General features: G+C 45.2%; 21 protein-coding genes and 1 tRNA gene. 9 read left to right on the top strand and 13 right to left on the bottom strand.

Going from position 1 to position 16,119, the window contains the following annotated elements; all coding sequences use genetic code 11:
• The first annotated feature begins 367 nt into the window (after positions 1-367).
• On the top strand, positions 368-1,207 hold the full coding sequence (gene dat, locus ASG85_RS14125; protein WP_060646549.1) for a D-amino-acid transaminase: 840 nt from the start codon (positions 368-370) through the stop codon (positions 1,205-1,207).
• 51 nt (positions 1,208-1,258) lie between these two features.
• On the opposite strand, the gene ASG85_RS14120 is transcribed toward dat, so the two are convergent.
• A complete protein-coding gene (locus ASG85_RS14120) occupies positions 1,259-2,098 on the bottom strand; it encodes a biotin/lipoate A/B protein ligase family protein (protein WP_057306869.1) in 840 nt (279 codons plus the stop codon).
• Positions 2,099-2,614: 516 nt separating this feature from the next.
• Here ASG85_RS14120 and ASG85_RS14115 point away from each other — a divergent pair.
• From ASG85_RS14115 to ASG85_RS14105, 3 genes are all read left to right on the top strand, one after another.
• Positions 2,615-4,405: a DEAD/DEAH box helicase gene (locus ASG85_RS14115; RefSeq protein WP_057306870.1), complete on the top strand. Its 1,791-nt coding sequence runs from the start codon at positions 2,615-2,617 to the stop codon at positions 4,403-4,405.
• Positions 4,402-5,424 carry a YqhG family protein gene (locus ASG85_RS14110; RefSeq protein ID WP_057306871.1) on the top strand — a complete coding sequence of 341 codons (1,023 nt, stop codon included), beginning with the start codon at positions 4,402-4,404 and terminating at the stop codon, positions 5,422-5,424. Before ASG85_RS14115 ends, ASG85_RS14110 begins: the two co-directional genes overlap by 4 nt.
• Positions 5,425-5,548: 124 nt before the next feature.
• A complete protein-coding gene (locus ASG85_RS14105) occupies positions 5,549-6,499 on the top strand; it encodes a hypothetical protein (protein WP_060646548.1) in 951 nt (316 codons plus the stop codon).
• 46 nt (positions 6,500-6,545) lie between these two features.
• Here ASG85_RS14105 and ASG85_RS14100 read toward each other — a convergent pair whose 3' ends face one another.
• The 3 genes from ASG85_RS14100 to ASG85_RS14090 all read right to left on the bottom strand — a co-directional run bounded on the left by ASG85_RS14100 (position 6,546) and on the right by ASG85_RS14090 (position 7,881).
• Positions 6,546-7,196: an SGNH/GDSL hydrolase family protein gene (locus ASG85_RS14100; RefSeq protein ID WP_057306873.1), complete on the bottom strand. Its 651-nt coding sequence runs from the start codon at positions 7,194-7,196 to the stop codon at positions 6,546-6,548.
• 132 nt (positions 7,197-7,328) lie between these two features.
• Positions 7,329-7,520: a YqzE family protein gene (locus tag ASG85_RS14095; RefSeq protein ID WP_057306874.1), complete on the bottom strand. Its 192-nt coding sequence runs from the start codon at positions 7,518-7,520 to the stop codon at positions 7,329-7,331.
• A 79-nt stretch (positions 7,521-7,599) separates the two neighbouring features.
• Positions 7,600-7,881: a hypothetical protein gene (locus tag ASG85_RS14090; RefSeq protein ID WP_057306875.1), complete on the bottom strand. Its 282-nt coding sequence runs from the start codon at positions 7,879-7,881 to the stop codon at positions 7,600-7,602.
• A gap of 164 nt (positions 7,882-8,045) precedes the next feature.
• Between ASG85_RS14090 and ASG85_RS14085 the strand changes: the two genes are divergently transcribed.
• The gene (locus tag ASG85_RS14085) at positions 8,046-8,288 is read left to right on the top strand and encodes a hypothetical protein (protein WP_057306876.1); all 243 of its coding nucleotides are present in this window, start codon (positions 8,046-8,048) and stop codon (positions 8,286-8,288) included.
• Positions 8,289-8,366: 78 nt separating this feature from the next.
• Here the strand turns inward: ASG85_RS14085 and ASG85_RS14080 are convergent, their stop codons facing one another.
• Entirely contained in the window at positions 8,367-9,020 is a 654-nt protein-coding gene (locus tag ASG85_RS14080) for a Bax inhibitor-1 family protein (RefSeq protein WP_060646547.1), read from the bottom strand.
• A 196-nt stretch (positions 9,021-9,216) separates the two neighbouring features.
• A tRNA-Leu gene (locus ASG85_RS14075) sits at positions 9,217-9,300 on the bottom strand.
• A 147-nt stretch (positions 9,301-9,447) separates the two neighbouring features.
• Here ASG85_RS14075 and ASG85_RS14070 point away from each other — a divergent pair.
• A complete protein-coding gene (locus ASG85_RS14070) occupies positions 9,448-9,627 on the top strand; it encodes a hypothetical protein (RefSeq protein WP_060646546.1) in 180 nt (59 codons plus the stop codon).
• A gap of 75 nt (positions 9,628-9,702) precedes the next feature.
• Here ASG85_RS14070 and ASG85_RS14065 read toward each other — a convergent pair whose 3' ends face one another.
• A complete protein-coding gene (locus tag ASG85_RS14065) occupies positions 9,703-10,473 on the bottom strand; it encodes an adenosylcobinamide amidohydrolase (protein WP_063860285.1) in 771 nt (256 codons plus the stop codon).
• Positions 10,463-10,723 (bottom strand): hypothetical protein, encoded by a 261-nt coding sequence (locus ASG85_RS14060; RefSeq protein ID WP_057306880.1) that lies wholly within the window; start codon positions 10,721-10,723, stop codon positions 10,463-10,465. Before ASG85_RS14060 ends, ASG85_RS14065 begins: the two co-directional genes overlap by 11 nt.
• A gap of 156 nt (positions 10,724-10,879) precedes the next feature.
• On the opposite strand from ASG85_RS14060, the gene ASG85_RS14055 reads away from it, so the two are divergent.
• The gene (locus ASG85_RS14055) at positions 10,880-11,197 is read left to right on the top strand and encodes a hypothetical protein (RefSeq protein ID WP_057306881.1); all 318 of its coding nucleotides are present in this window, start codon (positions 10,880-10,882) and stop codon (positions 11,195-11,197) included.
• A gap of 387 nt (positions 11,198-11,584) precedes the next feature.
• Here ASG85_RS14055 and ASG85_RS14050 read toward each other — a convergent pair whose 3' ends face one another.
• Together ASG85_RS14050 and ASG85_RS14045 are read right to left on the bottom strand one after the other, a co-directional pair.
• Positions 11,585-11,911 carry a hypothetical protein gene (locus ASG85_RS14050; protein ID WP_057306882.1) on the bottom strand — a complete coding sequence of 109 codons (327 nt, stop codon included), beginning with the start codon at positions 11,909-11,911 and terminating at the stop codon, positions 11,585-11,587.
• A gap of 80 nt (positions 11,912-11,991) precedes the next feature.
• Positions 11,992-12,561, bottom strand: a complete 570-nt coding sequence (locus tag ASG85_RS14045; protein WP_057306883.1) for a xanthine phosphoribosyltransferase — start codon at positions 12,559-12,561, stop codon at positions 11,992-11,994.
• A gap of 269 nt (positions 12,562-12,830) precedes the next feature.
• Between ASG85_RS14045 and ASG85_RS14040 the strand changes: the two genes are divergently transcribed.
• Positions 12,831-13,547 (top strand): hypothetical protein, encoded by a 717-nt coding sequence (locus ASG85_RS14040; protein ID WP_057306884.1) that lies wholly within the window; start codon positions 12,831-12,833, stop codon positions 13,545-13,547.
• A 79-nt stretch (positions 13,548-13,626) separates the two neighbouring features.
• Here ASG85_RS14040 and ASG85_RS14035 read toward each other — a convergent pair whose 3' ends face one another.
• A complete protein-coding gene (locus ASG85_RS14035; RefSeq protein ID WP_057306885.1) occupies positions 13,627-14,232 on the bottom strand; it encodes a DedA family protein in 606 nt (201 codons plus the stop codon).
• A 141-nt stretch (positions 14,233-14,373) separates the two neighbouring features.
• Between ASG85_RS14035 and ASG85_RS14030 the strand changes: the two genes are divergently transcribed.
• Positions 14,374-15,414: a hypothetical protein gene (locus ASG85_RS14030; RefSeq protein WP_057306886.1), complete on the top strand. Its 1,041-nt coding sequence runs from the start codon at positions 14,374-14,376 to the stop codon at positions 15,412-15,414.
• Here the strand turns inward: ASG85_RS14030 and ASG85_RS14025 are convergent.
• Complete coding sequence (locus ASG85_RS14025; protein ID WP_057306887.1) at positions 15,346-15,783, bottom strand: hypothetical protein; 438 nt, start codon at positions 15,781-15,783, stop codon at positions 15,346-15,348. The genes ASG85_RS14030 and ASG85_RS14025 overlap by 69 nt on opposite strands.
• Before the next feature lie 37 nt (positions 15,784-15,820).
• On the bottom strand, positions 15,821-16,099 hold the full coding sequence (locus tag ASG85_RS14020; protein WP_057306888.1) for a hypothetical protein: 279 nt from the start codon (positions 16,097-16,099) through the stop codon (positions 15,821-15,823).
• Between the last annotated feature and the right edge of the window lie 20 nt (positions 16,100-16,119).

Here is a 16,119-nt window from a genome sequence, read left to right as displayed (position 1 = left end):
AAGTTACTTTATGAAGTTTATGTAAAATTACAATATGTGGTGTGCGAAATTCATTATACCTCACTATATATTGATCTTCTAATAGCTAAAGAACCAAAATTCGTTATTAAGACAACCCTTAATCATATTAGCTAATCCTTACTTACTAATTCTCTCTTTTTCATGGTCAGAATAACCAAATTTAATCAGTCAACCAAACAAGATGAGATAGGCTATACAGCTCGTTTTGACGATCGTTAATTCCTCTGCTAACCTATATATAGGATATCACATTTCACTTATTTTTAGAACATTTGTTCGATAAATAGATTTTTTAAAATGTGGAAAATGATTTCAGTACTACTTTCATAAGAAAACGCTTGAGGAGATGTTGGATATTTATTTCTTTAAAAATGATTTCGTCAACAAGAAGGACGTTCTTATTTCACCAGATGATCGTGGCTACTACTTTGGAGATGGGATATATGAAGTATTCCGGGTATATAACGGGAAAATTTACGAGCAAGCTGCTCACATGCAGAGACTCCAAAGAACCGCAAGTGAAGTGCGGATAGAACTACCTTTTACTATTGAAAAAATGGGTCATATACTCACACAGCTTATTGAAATGAATGATCTCAATGAAGGCACTGTTTATATGCAAATCACGAGAGGCGAAGCTCCTCGGGCACATCCGTTCCCTGCACAAGCTGTGCCCATTCTGCTGGCCTACTGCACAGAGGTGCGCAGACCCATTGCCACGATACATAATGGCATTAACGCAATCACATTAGAGGATATCCGCTGGCTGAGATGTGATCTCAAAACGCTCAATCTTCTCCCAAATGTCATGGCCAAACAAGCAGCGCTCGATCACGGGGTGCAAGAAGTCGTGCTCCATCGCAGCGGTACTGTCACCGAATGCAGCGCCTCTAATTTGATGATGATCAAAGATGGCGTACTTTACACGCACCCAGCTAACCATTTGATCCTTCATGGAATCACTCGGGCTGTCGTTTTGAGATTAGCTCACTCACTAAATATCACAGTGAAAGAAGAATCCTTTACGACGGAGAAGCTTCTTATGGCTGATGAAGCTTTTATCACGGGAACTACCGTGGAAATTACACCTATCTTACAGATTGATGGCAAAGCAATTGGACATGGTGCGCCAGGTCCGATTACTCGTACTCTGCAAAGTGAGTTTGAACGTACTTTTGCACAGTAAAAAAAAGCACGCTCCTTTCCTAGAAAGGTCCGTGCTTTTTTGCGCTTTCGCTTAACGACGCAAATTCCACTCATCCGTGCCATATTTTTCACGCACAAGATGCTCAGAAAGCTCAATCTCATAAGGTGTCAACGATTCCTCCACAAGCTCCACACCAAGACCCCGTGCGATCTCACGACGAAACGCATCCTCCACCTGTCTGAGCGTTACAGCCTCTTTTCCTTGCGCCCGAAGCAGCTCATTAATTGCCACAGCTTTCTTCAAAAAGCTCGTCTTCATTCGATCCGCAACCTTCTCGTTGGAGAAACGCAGCATGCGAAATAGCTGATCGGTATCCATGTCGAGCAGGATGGAGCCGTGCTGCAGCACGACATTTTTTTGCCGAACCTGTGCGCTGCCGGCGACTTTACGTCCCTCAACAACCAGCTCATACCATGAGGGGGAATCGAAGCAGGCAGCTGATCCAGCGGATGCGTACTTCTCCTTCTCCTCATCACTCGCGAGCTGGACCATTTCTGCGCCCAGACCAAGCGCACGAAATCCTTGCAAAAGCCCCTCGCTCAGCACGCGATAAGCTTCGGTCACATTTCGCGGAATGCCCGGATAGTCCTCGGCAACGATAATGCTATATGTCAGCTCCTTATCGTGTAGAACGGCTCTCCCCCCGGTTGGACGCCTTACGAAGCCAATTCCCTCATTTGCTACCGCTTCCTGATCAACTTCCGACGCCTTTTGGAAATAGCCAATCGACAGCGTTGCCGGATTCCATCCGTAGAAACGTACCGTAGGAGGAACGAGCCCTTCACTATGGGCGGTCAGTATTGCTTCATCTAATGCCATATTTTCAGCAGGAGATCGATCTCCTGTATGTATAAAACGCCATGTCGTCATCTCTTTCTGTCACCCTTCCCACTTTGCTATCCGAAGACAACCTATATCATATCATATAATCGTACATGCTTACGATGTTGGTGACGGTTGAATGCCACAACTTGCTAATGAAATTCAGATCGAGTACAGTTCTAGCTCGAAACGAGCAGTAATTGCCAGATTAGCTGCACTTTTTGCAGCATATCTTTCAAATCAGAAATACGCTGCTGCAGGCTGAATTAATGTACCTTTTACAGCATTTCAGGTTTCGCGCCACTTGGTGGACATTTTTACTACGAAACAGTTCACGACAACTTCCATGGAAAAGTTATGAAAGCGCCTCTTCTGGACATACTAACACGTAATCGACGCAAATCTGGTGAGCTTGGAGCCATTTCACGACTCTGAAACCCAGTATTGTTCCATTCTCAATTTTCTACGAAAGCTCAGCTCATGCCTGCAAAGTCATTTTTTTACGAACTCAGTACACGCTTACGAAGTTAGTTTTCTAACGAAAACTCTTAGGAGGGCACATCGATGCGTCAACATGAACAGCAAGAGAACATTCGCCCCATTCATAATCAGCTTGATATGCACTTTGAGAGGGACTGGTTTACTGAGCTGGACAATCGTGTGCGCGGAGGTGGTCCATGGGACGATTGGACACTGTACCAGCTAGCCTACGAATCGGAAGAATCGGGGCTTATTTCGACGTTTGACGAGATGCAGTGCCTCGTTCATCTAGGGCAGCTTGAACCTATGGCTCATCAGATTGATACGGCGAAACGTGTGCTTAATGAGATGCGTGGTCGGGCTATTTTGGCCGATGAAGTTGGGCTTGGGAAAACGATTGAGGCTGGTTTGATTTTAAAAGAATACATGATCCGCGGCTTGGTCCGCAAAACACTTATCCTCGTACCCGCTTCCCTTGTGCTGCAATGGGTCCGGGAATTGAATAGCAAATTCGGCATTCCAGCTGTTGCTCATAAAAAAGCCTATATGTGGAAACAAAGCGACGTCATTGTGGCCTCCATGGACACCGCCAAACGTGATCCGCATCGTGAAATTGTCATGGGTCTTGAATATGACATGCTAATCGTCGACGAAGCCCACAAGCTCAAAAATAAAAAAACGACCAATTATACTTTCGTGAACGAGCTGCGAAAAAAATATTGTCTGCTGCTCACTGCCACGCCGGTGCAGAACGACCTGAAAGAGCTATTCAACCTCATCACCCTGCTCAAACCAGGTCAACTAGGGATTCATAGCAACTTCAAAACCAACTATGTGGTTGGCAAAAGGACACCTAAAAACGAAGGTCAGCTTCAACAGGAGCTTTCCAAAGTTATGATTCGCAATCGTCGCGGCGACGGCGGCGTTCATTATACGAAAAGGGTTGTTAGGAACATTCCTCTCACGCTCTCCCATGATGAACAGGCACTCTACGATGGGGTAACGAATTTCGTTCGAACCAGGTACCAAGAGAGCGCTGGAGATCTCAGCAGTGTACTCTCGCTTATCACTCTGCAGCGCGAAGTCTGCAGTTCCCGTGATGCCGTGTTCATCACGCTCGTCAATTTGTTCAAGAAAACAGCCGAGGACTCGCCGCAACGCGCCAAAATATGGGAGCTAGTTGAGCTGATTCGCAGTATTAAAGCGAACACCAAAGCAGAGACCACGATGAAGCTCGTACAAGATATTAATGATAAAGTCATCATTTTCACCGAATACCGCGCTTCTCAAGAATATCTTCTCAATTATTTGAAAGAGCATAAAATAACAGCTGTCCCTTATCGAGGCGGTATGAATCGCGGTAAAAAAGATTGGATGATGGATTTATTCCGTAATCGAGTACAAGTCCTTGTCGCTACAGAGGCTGGCGGCGAAGGGATTAACCTCCAATTTTGCCATAACATGATTAATTTCGATCTGCCTTGGAACCCAATGCGTGTGGAACAGCGAATTGGTCGTGTACATCGACTCGGGCAAACGCATGATGTCAACATCTATAACCTTTCTACCAGAAACACGATTGAGGAGCATATTCTTTCTTTGCTGCATGAGAAAATCAATATGTTTGAGCTGGTTATCGGTCAACTCGATACGATCCTAGAGAAAATCGAGAAAAAAGGCTCCCTCGAAACATCGTTGTTCCGCATGGTCATGGAGGCTGGCTCTAGCGAAGATATACGCAGAAAGATCGATGAGCTAGGTCATTCGTTTATCGAGGTTAAATCAGAGATTGAACAAAATCCGGTATACGGGGCAGCCTTCCAAGGCATTCTTGATGCTGTTGGCGGGACGCAAAATATCGAGGTAAGGCCATGAATAAACGCAACATTCACACGTTCGTCATGCGCTTTCTTGAAGCATATAATTGCACGATTCTAGAGAAATCACCTACTTACGTCACTGCAAAGCTCTCTCCTGAAGCAGATAGAGAGATGACAGGCCGCCCTTATTATTGGAGCTTCGTAGAACGTACAGGGGCTGCAGCCGAAACGATGACCTATAAGTTCATCTTCGATCCTGAACAGATGAAGCTGGAGACTAAAGCGAAGACCACCGCAACAGCTGTCAAAAGCCCGCCTAACGCGGGAGCGCCCAGCCAGGGCCTGGGCCAGAGCCAAGGGCAAGGTCAGAACCAAGTCCCCCAGCCACCTGACGCAAACTCAGACAGCATTCTTGGCCGCTATTTCGGCTTCGTACCTACGACAGTCATATCCCAGCGGCTTCCGCAGGACGAAGTAACCTTCGGCAGTAGGCGTCTGGAACAAATGTTCAACATTGTCCGTGAACGAGGACGATTCGTTCATTTGTTTGAGGAACCATTCCCAATGAGCGCTACCTATCACGCTGCGCTTGTCTATGACACTTGGTTCTGCGTGAACTACAAGGTAGAGCTTGCTTGCGACCGCAAACGAAGCGAGATTCACTCTCTCGCTATTCATCTGAATAGCGGTGAAATTCGGGAACATTTTCATAAACATATGCTTACCAAGAGCCTCTCTCCGAAGCTTCCTGCGAATAGTCACATTTTGCCTGACACGATTTCACTGCCTAAAGCCATTAATGCCCTTGAAATGATGCTCGAACGTAAGGTCAGTGCGTATGATCATTCTTGGGCTGATGAAGCTAACGAGCAGCACCGCAGCGAAATTAATCGTGTGGAAGCTTATTACAACGGTCTCCTGCTGAGCGCTGAGCCTGACAAAAGAGACGAAATTGAAACCCAATGCCGTAACCGCCTGCAAGAGATTGACTGGCAGCACAAGCCGCGTATTGTCGTATCTGTCATCAATTGCGGTTTGTTTCATTTAAATGCCGGACGAGGACCCAGAAACTGACGTTAGTCGCTAAAACATCGCAAAATTAACACTACAGGTTCTAACAATCTTTTTAAGACATAAGAATTACAATAGGTTAATAGGTTCATACCACTAGAGGTTAACGATAGGTAGGTGAACGAGGATGAAGCTGTGGACAACATGGACGGCGGCCTGCTTCATAAGTGTGAGCAGTTTATTATTCATACCGCTCCAAACCTCTGCAGGCGACTCCGTAGAACGGACAAGCTATACGCAGGCGGCAAGGGAAACGATAGCTAGTAACACAGAGACGAAGCCATTACCTGATTTGCGGAGTGAATCCACTTTGACCGCTACGATCAACACTTGGCGAACAACTCTCGCTCGGGAATCGGGGTTTGAGCGCTGGCAGACGGCAGTTTGGAACAGTTATCCGCTCGGACCAGGCACCCATGGTTGGGTGGTTATCCTCACCGATCATGGACAGGATGTTGGCTATATGATCGTACATGCCACGGACAACGGCTCCTTCCGATTAACCGAGTACGGAACGGGGAACAATCCGCTATTCAGCTTGACCACGCTGTATCGTTCTTTGGTACAGCAGGAACTCATTCCAACTACTACTTCTTACTCTGATTTTGTTCAAAATAAAACGATTCTTTTAGACCGGCTTTACATGGACCAGCTAACCGCTGTATGGAAAATAAGTTTGCAAGATCAAACGTACTATTTGGATGCCAAATCCGGAGAGCTGCTTCCGCTCAAAGAGGACCCTACCCCGAGGATAACTGAGGATCGGCCAGAACCAACCGATTTGACGAGCAAAGCTCAAACGGCGTTATATCCCGCCTTTGATCCTTATGACAGACTCCCATGGGTCCAGGGCAAACCGCTTCCAGTGACCAAACTGAGCGAACTTCAAAAGACTTTAAACCCTCAGGCTAAATTAACTTATGTCACCGAGCTCTATGATGGTCAAGTCACGCTGCCGCTGGCCATTCTGGGTTATCAACAATGGGTATCTGGGGATACCTACCTGACTTTAGATCATGTTGGACCCCGTTACGTGCTGCTGGAGAATGCTTTAAGGTTAGGACATATTTTTCCGTAAAAAAAAGCCTTAGACCACTATTTCCAGAGGTCTAAGGCTTTCCGCTTTATTTCCAAGTAAAATCAATAGCTTTAAGAAAAGCTTTAGCTAAAATAGTATGACCTACGTTGTTCGGATGTACACGATCCCAAGCGATGTAGGCTGGGTAGTAAGCCTGTAGAACAGGTTCAAAGGCAGCTTGCGTATCCACGAAAAGGGAACTCGTTTCTTCGGCTATCTGTTTCACGATTGCTCCGTATTGATCCATCTTGGAACGCATGGCATCTTGCGGATTCGGCTCTATGTAAAAGGGTGTCATCAGTACAAGCCCTTTGACAAGAGGACGTGTCTGTTCGACTAGCTCTCTTAACGTCTTTTCATAAGTCTGAATGCCCACTTGTTTTTCCTTTTGATGCGGTACGTCAAAATGCCTCCAAACGTCATTAATACCGATCATGATAGATAACCAGTCCGGCTTCAAATCGATGACATCCGTTTGCCATCTGGCTTGGAGATCAAGTACCGTATTACCGCTGGTACCCACATTAACGGTACGAATTTGAAGCTCTGGATACGTTGCATTGATCAGCCCGTCCACGATAGAGACATAGCCTTTACCTAAAGCTCCGAATAATCCTTCACCAATCGGTCTTGATCGTTCGCAATCCGTAACAGAATCACCAATCATGACGAGCTTATTATTTTTCTCAAGTTTCATTATGGCATCTTCCCCCAATTTATGGTAGTACGTTCGTCCTGACTATATTCGATATGTAAACTAAAAAACCTCTCGCACCAATCATCCGGATGAACGAAATCTCCCGATGATAGGTGAAGAGGCTTTGTCATTTTATTTTTTGGGTTTTGCCTGATCAATCAGCATTCGTGTGGCCAGCGGCAGCATGCCGAACCAGCGTGTTTGCCAGCTTTCCCGCTGTTCCTTGCTCATCGCTTTAACCTGCTGACGAACTTCCTTTGGTGTTTCTATATACGTGACGACTTGCTGCGTTATGTACTTAACCAGATCATCGCTTTTTGCCATATGTCCACCTGCCTTCTATCCCTATTTTAACCACAGAGACAGGAGCTTAAACTTGCAAAAGACAGGTGGATATAGGGGATTAACCGATTTTGCCGCCACTCTCCGCAATGATTTTGTCTGCAAAAGATTTAATCGTGCTGCAACCGAGCAGCATCGGTTTATTATCACACTGCAATAACAAGGTATGAGCATTCGTATCCCACGCATATTGAAATCCGACATTCATGCCAACCACCGTTACCATGAACTTGCCTTGTGTTGTATTAGGAATCGTAATGCCCTGCTTTCTGCCGACTTGTTGTAAGGCTTTGAATACCGAAGACGAAATCCCTCTATACGTCCATGTGCTGCAAGCCGCCATAGGTCATCTCCTCTCTCCCCTTATAGGATCATTAAATTGTATGAACAGAGAAAGGAAATCGTGCTTGTTTCTTAAAAATCCATTGATCATAGCGCAGTCTTACACGTCTATTCACGTTATCCAAGCATACACTAGAGTAAGTAGAGAGAGAGGTGTTGACTTGGATGTGGAAACAGATGCTGCTAACGGAGCAGCTAGAGATTCAAATGGACGAATCCAATCATCTACTCGAGGTCAAATTAAGCAGAACCGAGCAGGAGGAGACAGCAACCGTCCGATTAAACCATGCTGAACTCATCCAAATCCTGCATACCCTGCTCGAAATTAATCGAAGCTTCCGCGGAGATATTTCCTATTTTCATTCTGTTCAAGTTCAGGTCAAGCCCAAGCTCGATCTCCTAAGATAGCTTCAAGCAAAAAAGCACCTTCGATTCCCACCTTACGGTGAGAGACGAAAGTGCTTTTTGGTGTCTCTGATGATCTGTTTAATCCCTGTTTAACCCAACAATTGAGGCTAGGAACTTCAAGATGTACAAGAAGAGATTAATGAAATCGAGATAAATATTTAATGCTGCAAGTGGGACCTCTTCCGCCGATACACCGTTTCGGTATTGAGCTACATCGTAGAGAACCCAACCGCTGAAAATCAAGATGCCGATCATCGACCATACTAGGTTCATCGCAGAACCAAAGTTAACGAACATACCGACTACACTCATTAGCACGAGTCCGATCGTCCCGGCAAATAAGAAGCCGCCTAGAAAGCTGAAGTCACGCTGCGAACGATGAGCATAAAAGGCAAGTCCGCCGAAAATTGCTGCAGTTGCGAAGAAAGCGCCAGATACTACATTTGCCCCCAGCAAACCGCCATACGCCATAATAACTGGGTACAGAGTAACCCCTGAAATCGCGGTAAATGCATAAAGAAAGCCGTATCCGATATGCTTGCCGCGAACACGAATGATGATTGCGACCACCAGCATGACCACCTCAGCAATGATGAAAAGCATGATCATCGATGGCGGAACGACAATTGCACCGATCAATGTCCCTAGGAAGGAAACCAACAGGGAAATTGCAAACGTTTGAAGCACATGAGCAAAACTGCCAGAATGCGTAACCGTAATCGTTCTATCCATGAAACATCAGCCCCTTTGTAATGATGTACAATCTATACTATGTATTATACCTAGTTTTCATGAAAGCCGCTATACATCTATGCGTTTAAAACATTAGAGCTCAATAACCAAATCCCAAATTGATGAAAAAGACGAACATGGTTGCATAAAAACAAAAACAACCCCTTCAGACTTATCTGAAAGGGTTATTGCTTGATGCGATCAAGAGGACTCGAACCTCCACGGGGGTAAGCCCACACGGACCTGAACCGTGCGCGTCTGCCAATTCCGCCATGATCGCGTATACGCTGCTCTATGAACGAAGTCATAATAGCTGCGACAAAACTTAATATAACATGGGAAATGAGAGCTAGTCAACGATACTTTTACAATTCGTGAATAATTCTTCCCTTCACTCCTAACCCTATTCGCAAAGGAGGAATGACCTATGAATGAGGAAGAAATTCGTGCTTTGGAACCGAAATATACAGGCAATCAAAGGCACCTTACGGAAGGTGAAGCTGAAGCCATTGTGCATGATCCGAACTACAAAAGTGAAGATGAGGATGAGTCTGGATTAGGCACGATTGCAACCGCAGCTGCGTTCGGAGTGTTCCGTAGAACTTAACTAACAAAACTTGAATGCTTCATGCAAATGCGGGAGCCAACCAAAAGGAACAAGCGCCCTACTTATCCACATGGATTAGTAGGGCGTTTGTTCATACAATTGTCCGGAATGCATGATGGCTTCGTATACCGTCCTTCCGATCAAGTAACCAATTGCTGTCGCTGTACCCGCGTAACGATAGGTCTGGCCACGGCACGTAGCAGCAATAAGTACGGCATCGGTTGTCGTTCCTGTTGCAGGCTGACCCTCAACGAGGATACCTAATGCTTGTAGAGCTGCAGCTTTGGCCTCCGTTGCCGTAATGACAGCATTAACCATGGCCGCATCGGTTAAGCAACCGTTTATAACGACAATCGTGTTAATCGTTCCAGGGTAAAGGGAAGCGGCAGGGAGTTCAGCTCCTGCTCTTGCTTTATTCCCCAGCCCCACCGTAACCCACGAGCAAACTTGAAGGGGCTCATGATCTGGCTTCATCGCAAGTTCCTGGCCGAATTCGCCGATAACACCGTCTTCGCCCGTTTCCCAGGTAAGGGTGCTGTAGCCAACGTCCTTTACCTTCGCCGCGGTCAGCATACCCGCTGTTTCTTGGGGATTCAAACCCTCACGCTGGATGAATTCCTCCATCTCTCGGAGCGGATCCGCCTCATTATACAGCTTGTCCACCTGCCGGTTCATCATTACCTTATGCGTGCCGAATCCACCGCCCCATGGCGAAGAATTCAGCGTTCGCAGCGGATTGTCGCTGCAAATCCGGAAGTACGGACCTTGGTGGGAACTAACCAAGTCCATGCGAATACCGGAGATAGGAACCTCCATGGATCCCATCCATGCGTCCTTATTCGTCATCAGAAACGCCATCTGGTTCGATGGGATCCTGCGGAAGCATAAATTCAGGAGGTCTTTCGGCTTCATATGGTTGATAGATATAATTACGTGCGAGCTTGACTACTTTGCGGTTTTTTTTGCGAATTAACACGCTCTCGTCATCCCAAGCTACTACTATTCCACGCACATCATTCGTTGGACTGACGTCCCGAATAACACGCAATAATGTGCTTTCAACTCTATAGTGATCAAGCTGTTCTTCCGATATCATTAACTTACCTCCAACATTTCATATGTACATCATTAGCATACACCAATTTGCATTTAGATCAAACTTTACATAAAACCGCTTTACTGAGGTTAACTTAACTAATGACGAAACAAAGTTAACACAAAAAAGCAAACTTACTCCATGGGAGGTTCTATAGTGGATAAAAAGACGTACTACATCAACGTTGGCACGGGGGAAGTTCTGGAAGACAAAGGAGCACTTAATTTCGAATTCGAGATCTCAGCAACCGAAGAAGAAATTGATAAGCTTCAAGAGCTTTTCGAGGAAACCGATAACTCCTCCCAAGGCAGTTATGCAACTTCTTGGCTTCCTTGGAAAGTTTATTACTCCAATGAGACCAATCAGGAATACGATTATTATTTAACAGAAGTATATCGAACCCTTCACAAGCTCGGTTCTGAACAAACGAAAAGGCATATTGAAAGCATGAATGTACTGGAAAATGGCGTCTGAGTAGAGTTAGAGTTAGAAGCATAGCCATAAACAGAGCATACGTCTGAGTCAGAGCCCCGCTTCACCGGATCCGAGAAAGCCTCTGACACCGTTCCGTGAGGGAACGTCGATCCTCTATTATGCGATTTACACCCGAATTCACGGTTAAGAGGAACGACGATTCGTTATTTCACTGTTTTGGTCCCTTAATTGTTCAATTTTCATCAAATAAGGCCCTCACGTTCCGCTAATCCACTTTTTAGCTCATATTTCCAAAAATAGCGAATTGTAGTTCCCCCAATCTAACAAAACTAAGCTTAAACCAAGAAACCAACACCATTTAGATCATAAAAAAAGGCCAACGAATCCTCTTCGGATTCACTGGCCTCTTCCTTATATGGGCATAAATTAACTAACATGTTCCTTCGAATCATTCGTCTCGTACCAGAAATCAAGGACTTTGCTGGACATTACGCGCTTCTGAATATACTCCACTTGTGCGGCAGAGAAATGTTGTTCCCACTCGATAGTCAGTTCTGTGCAGAGCTTTACGATCGTTAACAACTCGGACCATGCTACATATCGTTTGTACCAGAAAAATTGAGGGTGTTCGATCATATACGGATACAGGTCATCAAACTCTGTATGCTTACAATCTAGCGCACGTTCAAAATGTGTTTTGGCTTCCCCAAGCTTTGTCATAAAATATTCAATGGAACCATTTTCGATACCCATAGATGTCAGCCTCCTCTCATACCATATACTCATTATAAAGGATAAATCGGTTTGAGGGAAGTCATGAACAAATTGTAAAATCAGTTAAAAGTGATTTGCCCATTTGCAAGCGAGGAAATGCGAGCTAATGATTCCACACGAATTCCACGCTCTCGAATCGAGCTTCCGCCAGCTTGGAATGATTTTTCTACAGCAATACCTACACCAACAAGCTCAGCTTCCGCTTTTTCAATGATACGAATTAATCCGCGTGCTGCGTCTCCATTCGCGATAAAATCATCGATCAGCAGAACTCGCTCGCCTTTGTGAAGCAAATGAGAGGATACCATAATATCCGTAACAATCCCTTTGGTAAAGGATGGCACACGCTCACTATATGTATCTTGATCCATCGTCAACGTCTTCTTCCGACGTGCAAATATCATGGGAACCTCAAGATGTAAAGCTGTCGTATAGGCAATCGGAATACCGGACGATTCTACGGTAAGCACCTTGTCAGGCTTCGTTTCTCTAAATAATCTTGCAAATTCTTTCCCCATCTCCATGATGAGTACAGGATCAACCTGATGATTAAGTATGGCATCCAGCTTTAGCACTTGATCCGACACGACTACACCGACCTCTAGGATCCGCTGTTTTAATAATTCCATGATTCTAGCCCCCTAAACCTGTCTATTATGAGTAAGTTACCATATTGATGAAGTAGGTTTCAAGTCCCAATTTGTGAATATCCTTCTTTTGAAGTGAAACTTTTACTCTGTTCAAGGTGTCTATATGTATATAAGGTTCAGCATTTTGAAATTTGTCTACAATTGCTCACATTTGGGTAACTTGATGCATTGAAATAGAACCAGAAAACAGTATGATTAGTAATGTTGCAATTTTCACTCCAATTATTCGGCAGAAAGGATAGATGACGATGAACAACCTGCTTAAACCTGTCATGCTTGGCTTTGTGCCAGTCGCATTTGCTTCTTTACTGTTAGCTGGATGCCAAGAGTCATCTGCTCCTTCCGGACAGCCTACTATAGATCCAACTAACCATGTACAAAATAACCCTATTGCAGAAAGCACTCCTCCTGCGATCGTAGTATCAACAGCGACAGCATCACCTTCGCCAACGCCGGAAGACACGGCGAAGCACGAGGCACAAGTCGCAGGCACGTCCAAAACGGATTTAACCGACATCCCCCCATTATCTGCGAGTTCGAAGCCAACCGCTAAGCCGAAGATTAAAGCAGAGGATGCGTACCAACAGGAGAAACCAACGTTGATGGGCTTGAAGCTCGGAACGAGTAAGGACGTTGTGCTTGAACGTTTTGGGAAGGCGAAGAAACAATTCGTGATGGATGCAGATGAAGACGCCATTCAAGTCTATGATTTCACGGATTTCTCCGTAGGCTTCAATAAGAAGGATGCTCTTGAGTTTGTTGACGTACATTCCACGGAGATTGATCCTGGGCTACGCGGATTGCGCCTCGGTCAGAAAGTCCAAGAAGCTGTTGACATTCTAGGCAAACCGGACACTAACTCCACTTATGTTCTTTCCTACAAATCGCAAGGAACACTGCTTAAGCTCGATATCGATCCGACGGAGGGCACCATCCAATCGATTAAACTTTTCGCGAACCATTAAATCGCAAAGAATACAAAATAAGACCATGAATGCTCCTCTTATAGGATGCACTCATGGTCTTATTTCATGTGTACGGGAATCATATCGCTCTCCGCTTCCGGAAGCGGAAGTAAATGGCCGTTCCAATAATGGCTATAACCGCTATAGTCAATAAGCTTATTCCCATGTATTTATGTATCAATTGGAATAAACCCTCCAAGTTACTGCCAATAAAATGCCCTAATGTTAAGAAGGTTGTACACCACAGCAGAGCTCCTGTACCCGCGAAGAACAAATATTTATAAAACTTAACCCCGCTTACACCTGACAAATAACAAGTGAAATGACGTACCCCCGGCACGAAATACCCAAAGAAAACAGTCCAGAGCCCATACTTCTTAAACCACCCTTCGGCCCGCTCAATCCGGTTCGGTGTTAGTTTAAACCATTTGCCATACCGATAAAGAAACGGTTTACCCACGCGATGACCGATTAAATAACTAACAACCATTCCTGTCATCGTGCCGGCATAAATCACAATTAACGCTGTTCCAAACTCAAAGGGACCTCCAAGTGCCGTTAGCGAACCCACGAAAGCCATTAGGGTTTCATCTGGTACGGGTACCCCAACGATTCCAGCAGACAGCAAAAGGTATAAAGCAATATATCCATAATGACTTATGAAATCATATAGAAATTCCTTCACAAAAGACTCACTCCCGCATTGTACTTCGTCTTATTCAATCCCATTCTAACAGAAATGACAGCTTGCCCCAAGTTCCAGTCATGCGCGTGGGATCCCGAACATACCTTGTACTATATCAAACGAAAGAAAGCGGGGCAATCTATGCGAACAGGTTCACAGATCGTCCGTGTTGCCTTTACCTACATTGGAACGGTTGTTGGAGCAGGGTTCGCTTCTGGACAAGAGATCCTGCAGTTTTTCACACGTTACGGCTGGCTAGCCTCGTTGACGATTGCTTTATCCAGCATCCTTTTCATCTGGATTGGCATTAAACTCATGCTGATGGCTCATGATCTGAAAGCCGCATCCTATGAGGATTTAAATCGAGCCATTTTTGGCCAAAGAATCGGTAACGCCATTAGCTTGTTTATGATGATCGTCCTTTTTGGGATTACAACCGTCATGCTCGCTGGGGGCGGAACCGTATTTGAGGAACAGCTGCACCTCTCATACCAAACAGGACTCTTCGTGACATTGGTGCTCGCCTATTTCGTATTATCCCGCGGAATTGGCGCCATTATGACCGTGAATTCAATCGTCGTTCCCATCATGCTGCTCTTCAGCTTGGTCATCGTCATTTATACGTGGCATTCGCCTTCTTCAGGAAACTGGTTGCGCATTACTAGTGATGATCCACTAGAAAAAATATGGTTTGCACCTTTCCTCTATACCGCCTTTAATTTAGCCATGGCCCAAGCCGTGCTCGTTCCAATGGGAGCGTCCATTCGCAATCGATCCGTTCTTTACTGGGGCGGACTGCTTGGAGGTGCAGGCATTGGTCTGCTCCTGTTGTCTGCACATTACGCACTATCCGCGCAAATGCCAGGTATCGCACAATTCGAGATCCCAATGGGAAATATTATTACCCGACTAGGATCCGTACCGCAAATTGCTTATTTACTCGTTATTTATGGTGAAATTTTCACGACCTTCATTGCTGACGCCTACGGCTTGTCCCAGCAGCTTCAACAGCGCATGAAACTGCACCCTAAGGTTATTCTCGTTAGTATCCTAATACTTAGTTATCTAATCAGTCAAATTGGTTTCAAAATACTTCTTTCCGCTTTGTATCCCTTATTTGGCTTTATCAGTGTTGTCTGGCTCGTTCTGATGATCTGGCGCAATCGTAACCGTGCGATGTAGAGCACCTGACTGAATAAAACCAAGAACGACGATCAAACGTACAAACAACAGAAGCATGCCCATAGCAGAAATAATGATTCCTATGAGCAGGTAGGAGAAATGGAAATTGGCAATAGCCGTTTGATCTCGCCAAACAGCAAATAGTTCGGCTAACAATAGTAAAAGACCGATAATAAACAGTAAAACGACCGCGTAATCAAAGACCGTCCATTTTGAAAAGTATTTGACGGCAATTTCCACCTGACCTGCTGGTTTTGGCGCTGCCGCCTGCTGCTTCCAAAGCTGATGAACCATCCAAGCTGTATATATGGCAACCCCTGTTACAAAAAGGCCAAGCAGGCCACCTATAATAGCTAATAGCATGTTCATAAAGCTGATCCCCCCTTCATTCAATCCTTACTCGCTGTTAGCCATGACGCAACCCATAAATGAGAACAAGCGTTAATAGGAAACAGAAGACGGGAAGCGAATAAAGTAAGGGGAGAAGCAACCAACTAGGAAGATTCATGGCTGGAAGCCAAAACAGCTGCAGACGCTTTTCTCCAACATGCCCCTCATCTTCTATGGATATTTTGTCGGCTAAAGATTCCGATGCCCCTTCATTCCATTCGATCTTCCCCTTCTTCCATCCGACCTGATAGGTGATTTCCCGATGCTCTTTCTTCTTATCGTTTCCTGATTCCAATTCCGATTCCTCCATTGCAA

It is taken from the genome of Paenibacillus sp. Soil724D2, from assembly GCF_001427935.1.
Lineage (GTDB): Bacteria > Bacillota > Bacilli > Paenibacillales > NBRC-103111 > Paenibacillus_E.
This window is presented reverse-complemented; position numbering and strand designations above follow the sequence as displayed.

Excerpts from the sequence above, each read along its gene's own strand:
- dat (WP_060646549.1), top strand. The coding sequence starts at position 368 with ATGTTGGATATTTATTTCTTTAAAAATGATTTCGTCAACAAGAAGGAC.
- ASG85_RS14120 (WP_057306869.1), bottom strand. The coding sequence starts at position 2,098 with ATGACGACATGGCGTTTTATACATACAGGAGATCGATCTCCTGCTGAA.
- ASG85_RS14115 (WP_057306870.1), top strand. The coding sequence starts at position 2,615 with ATGCGTCAACATGAACAGCAAGAGAACATTCGCCCCATTCATAATCAG.
- ASG85_RS14110 (WP_057306871.1), top strand. The coding sequence starts at position 4,402 with ATGAATAAACGCAACATTCACACGTTCGTCATGCGCTTTCTTGAAGCA.
- ASG85_RS14105 (WP_060646548.1), top strand. The coding sequence starts at position 5,549 with ATGAAGCTGTGGACAACATGGACGGCGGCCTGCTTCATAAGTGTGAGC.
- ASG85_RS14100 (WP_057306873.1), bottom strand. The coding sequence starts at position 7,196 with ATGAAACTTGAGAAAAATAATAAGCTCGTCATGATTGGTGATTCTGTT.
- ASG85_RS14095 (WP_057306874.1), bottom strand. The coding sequence starts at position 7,520 with ATGGCAAAAAGCGATGATCTGGTTAAGTACATAACGCAGCAAGTCGTC.
- ASG85_RS14090 (WP_057306875.1), bottom strand. The coding sequence starts at position 7,881 with ATGGCGGCTTGCAGCACATGGACGTATAGAGGGATTTCGTCTTCGGTA.
- ASG85_RS14085 (WP_057306876.1), top strand. The coding sequence starts at position 8,046 with ATGTGGAAACAGATGCTGCTAACGGAGCAGCTAGAGATTCAAATGGAC.
- ASG85_RS14080 (WP_060646547.1), bottom strand. The coding sequence starts at position 9,020 with ATGGATAGAACGATTACGGTTACGCATTCTGGCAGTTTTGCTCATGTG.
- ASG85_RS14070 (WP_060646546.1), top strand. The coding sequence starts at position 9,448 with ATGAATGAGGAAGAAATTCGTGCTTTGGAACCGAAATATACAGGCAAT.
- ASG85_RS14065 (WP_063860285.1), bottom strand. The coding sequence starts at position 10,473 with ATGACGAATAAGGACGCATGGATGGGATCCATGGAGGTTCCTATCTCC.
- ASG85_RS14060 (WP_057306880.1), bottom strand. The coding sequence starts at position 10,723 with ATGATATCGGAAGAACAGCTTGATCACTATAGAGTTGAAAGCACATTA.
- ASG85_RS14050 (WP_057306882.1), bottom strand. The coding sequence starts at position 11,911 with ATGGGTATCGAAAATGGTTCCATTGAATATTTTATGACAAAGCTTGGG.
- ASG85_RS14045 (WP_057306883.1), bottom strand. The coding sequence starts at position 12,561 with ATGGAATTATTAAAACAGCGGATCCTAGAGGTCGGTGTAGTCGTGTCG.
- ASG85_RS14040 (WP_057306884.1), top strand. The coding sequence starts at position 12,831 with ATGAACAACCTGCTTAAACCTGTCATGCTTGGCTTTGTGCCAGTCGCA.
- ASG85_RS14030 (WP_057306886.1), top strand. The coding sequence starts at position 14,374 with ATGCGAACAGGTTCACAGATCGTCCGTGTTGCCTTTACCTACATTGGA.
- ASG85_RS14025 (WP_057306887.1), bottom strand. The coding sequence starts at position 15,783 with ATGAACATGCTATTAGCTATTATAGGTGGCCTGCTTGGCCTTTTTGTA.